Annotated in this window: 2 protein-coding genes; both read left to right on the forward strand. The window is 71.9% G+C overall.

The features are described from left to right. Window positions 1-1021 (forward strand): helix-turn-helix domain-containing protein (locus I73_RS26780; protein WP_022980157.1); only part of this gene is annotated, 1021 nt, incomplete at its 5' end. Next, the coding region (locus I73_RS08135) for an AMP-binding protein (protein ID WP_022980158.1) at window positions 1018-2511 on the forward strand (1494 nt) is incomplete at its 3' end. The genes I73_RS26780 and I73_RS08135, both read left to right, overlap by 4 nt.

Below are 2511 nucleotides of genomic sequence, written 5' to 3' on the forward strand. Positions count from 1 at the left end.
CGCTGGCCGGGATCCGGCCGCCTGGCCGGGGCGGGTGGCGCTGAGCGGCTTGCGGCTGGACACTGCGCGACGCCAGGCGCGGGCCCTGTGCCTGGCTGCCCATGGGCCGCTGCGGGAACTGGCGGCGGCACTGCAGGCCAGCCCGGCGGCCATCGGTCTGACGGATGGCCACGGCGTCGTGCTGGAGGCCGCTGGCGCGGTGGTCTCGGCACCGGGGGCCATGGACGCACCGGGCTTGCACGTGGGGACCGACTGGTCCGAGGCTGCGCTGGGCACCAACGCCGTGGCCTTGGCCCTGGCGCAGGGCAGCGCGCTGCAGGTGCGCCGGGCCGAGCACTTCTACGAGGCCTGGGCGGGCTGCCACGGTGCCGCCGCGCCGGTGCTCGATGTGAGGGGGCAGGTCGTGGGGACCTTGCTGCTGATGACCCTGGCGCCAGCTTTCGGCTTCGACCCGGTGGCGGTGGCGAGCCAGTACGCCTCGGCCATCGAAAACCAGCTGTTGCGGCAGCAGGCCGATGTCGATGGCTTGCTCGAGTTCCAGACCTCGCCGGATCTGCTGGGCACGCCGCTGGCGGCGCTGCTGGGGGTGGATGCGCGGGGCCAGGTGTGCTGGCTCAACGGCGTGGCGCGGCGCCTGACCGGCTGGGAAGGCGGTGCCTTGCCCACGGTCCAGGCGCTGCTGGGCGAGGCCGTCAACTGGCCGGCCACCGACGGCGTGATCCGGCCCCTGTGCCTGCCCAGCGGCCTCACGGTGTGGCTGCGCGGCAGCCTGCGCGCGCCGGAGCGCGCCGCCACGCCGGTGATACCCCGGCCGGAGGCGGCCGATGAGGAGCCTCTCCTGGCGTCGCCCCGGCTGGCCGATGCCAGCCGGGCCCTGATCGATCAGACCCTGGCCGCCTGCGGCGGGAATGTCTCGCTGGCCGCCAAGCGGCTGGGCATCTCGCGAGGGCGCATCTACCGCCATCTGCAGGCCCTGGACAAGCCCCTCGTGCCCGCTACCGCCGAAAGGAATCCTTCGTGAACGCAGACGTGCCGGCAGAAGGTTTGCAGGGCTTTCTGAACGCCCGCCGCTGGCTGCTGGACCACCGCACCGATCTGGCCACGGCCTGCGCGGGCTTCCGTTGGCCGCGGCTCGAGCACTTCAACTGGGCCCTGGACTACTTCGACCCCATGGCCCGCGACAACACAGCGGTGGCCCTGTGGATCGTCGACGCCGAGGGGCGGGACGAGACGGTCAGCTTCGCCGAGCTGTCCCGGCGTTCCGGCCAGGTGGCCATGTGGCTGCGTGGGCAGGGCATTCAGCGCGGCGACCGGGTGCTGCTGATGCTGGGCAATGAACGGGCCCTGTGGGAATCGATGCTGGCCCTGATGAAGCTGGGGGCGGTCATCGTGCCGGCCACAGCCCAGCTGACGCCGCAGGATCTGGCCGACCGCTTCGCTCGGGGCGAGGTCCGCCATGTCATCTGCGCGGCCGGCCAGCGTGACAAGTTCGATGCCATCGGCGGGGACTACACCCGCATCGTCGTGGGCCATGCGGCGCCGGGCTGGCGGGCGTTCGACGAAGCCAGCACGGCACCGGCCGAGTTCGTTCCGCTGGGGGTGACGCGGGCCAGCGACCCCTTGCTGCTCTACTTCACCTCGGGCACCACCAGCCAGCCCAAATTGGTGGCCCACAGCCACGAGAGCTACCCGGTGGGGCACCTCTCCACCATGTACTGGCTGGGCCTGCGGCCCGGCGACCTGCACCTGAACATCTCCAGCCCGGGCTGGGCCAAGCACGCCTGGAGCACCTTCTTCGCGCCCTGGAACGCCGGGGCCGGGGTGCTGGTGCTCAACCACCCGCGTTTCAGTGCCGAGGCGGTGCTGGATGTGCTGCGCAGCCGGCCGGTCAGCTCGCTGTGCGCGCCGCCCACGGTCTGGCGGATGCTGCTGCGCGCCGGCCTGGGAACGCGCCCGGCCGCCCTGGCCGATGTGATGAGCGCCGGCGAGCCCTTGCAGGCCGGGCTGATGGCCTCGGTGCAGGATGCCTGGGGGCTCTGCCTGCGCGATGGCTATGGCCAGACCGAGACCACCTGCCAGATCGGCAACCCGCCAGGCCGGTCCATCCAGCCGGGCTGCATGGGTTGGCCACTGCCGGGTTATCGGGTGGAACTGCTGGACGGCGATGACCAGCCGGCCCAGGAAGGGGAGATCAGCCTGCCGCTGGATGTGCCGCTGCCACCGCTGATGCTGGGCTATGCGCACGAGCCGGAGCGCAACGGCCAGGCCCTGCGTGCCGGCCACTACCGCACTGGTGACCTGGCGCGGCGGGACGCCGACGGCGGCTTCTACTACCTCAGTCGCGCGGACGACGTGTTCAAGTCCTCCGACTATCGGATCAGCCCGCCCGAGCTGGAGGCCGTGCTGCTGCAACACCCGGCGGTGGCCAAAGTGGCGTTGGTGCCGTACCCGGACGACACCCGCCTGGCCTACCCCAAGGCCTATGTAAACCTGAACCCGGGGCTGGGAACC

The organism is Ideonella sp. B508-1 (assembly GCF_000333615.1).
Taxonomy (GTDB): domain Bacteria; phylum Pseudomonadota; class Gammaproteobacteria; order Burkholderiales; family Burkholderiaceae_C; genus Ideonella.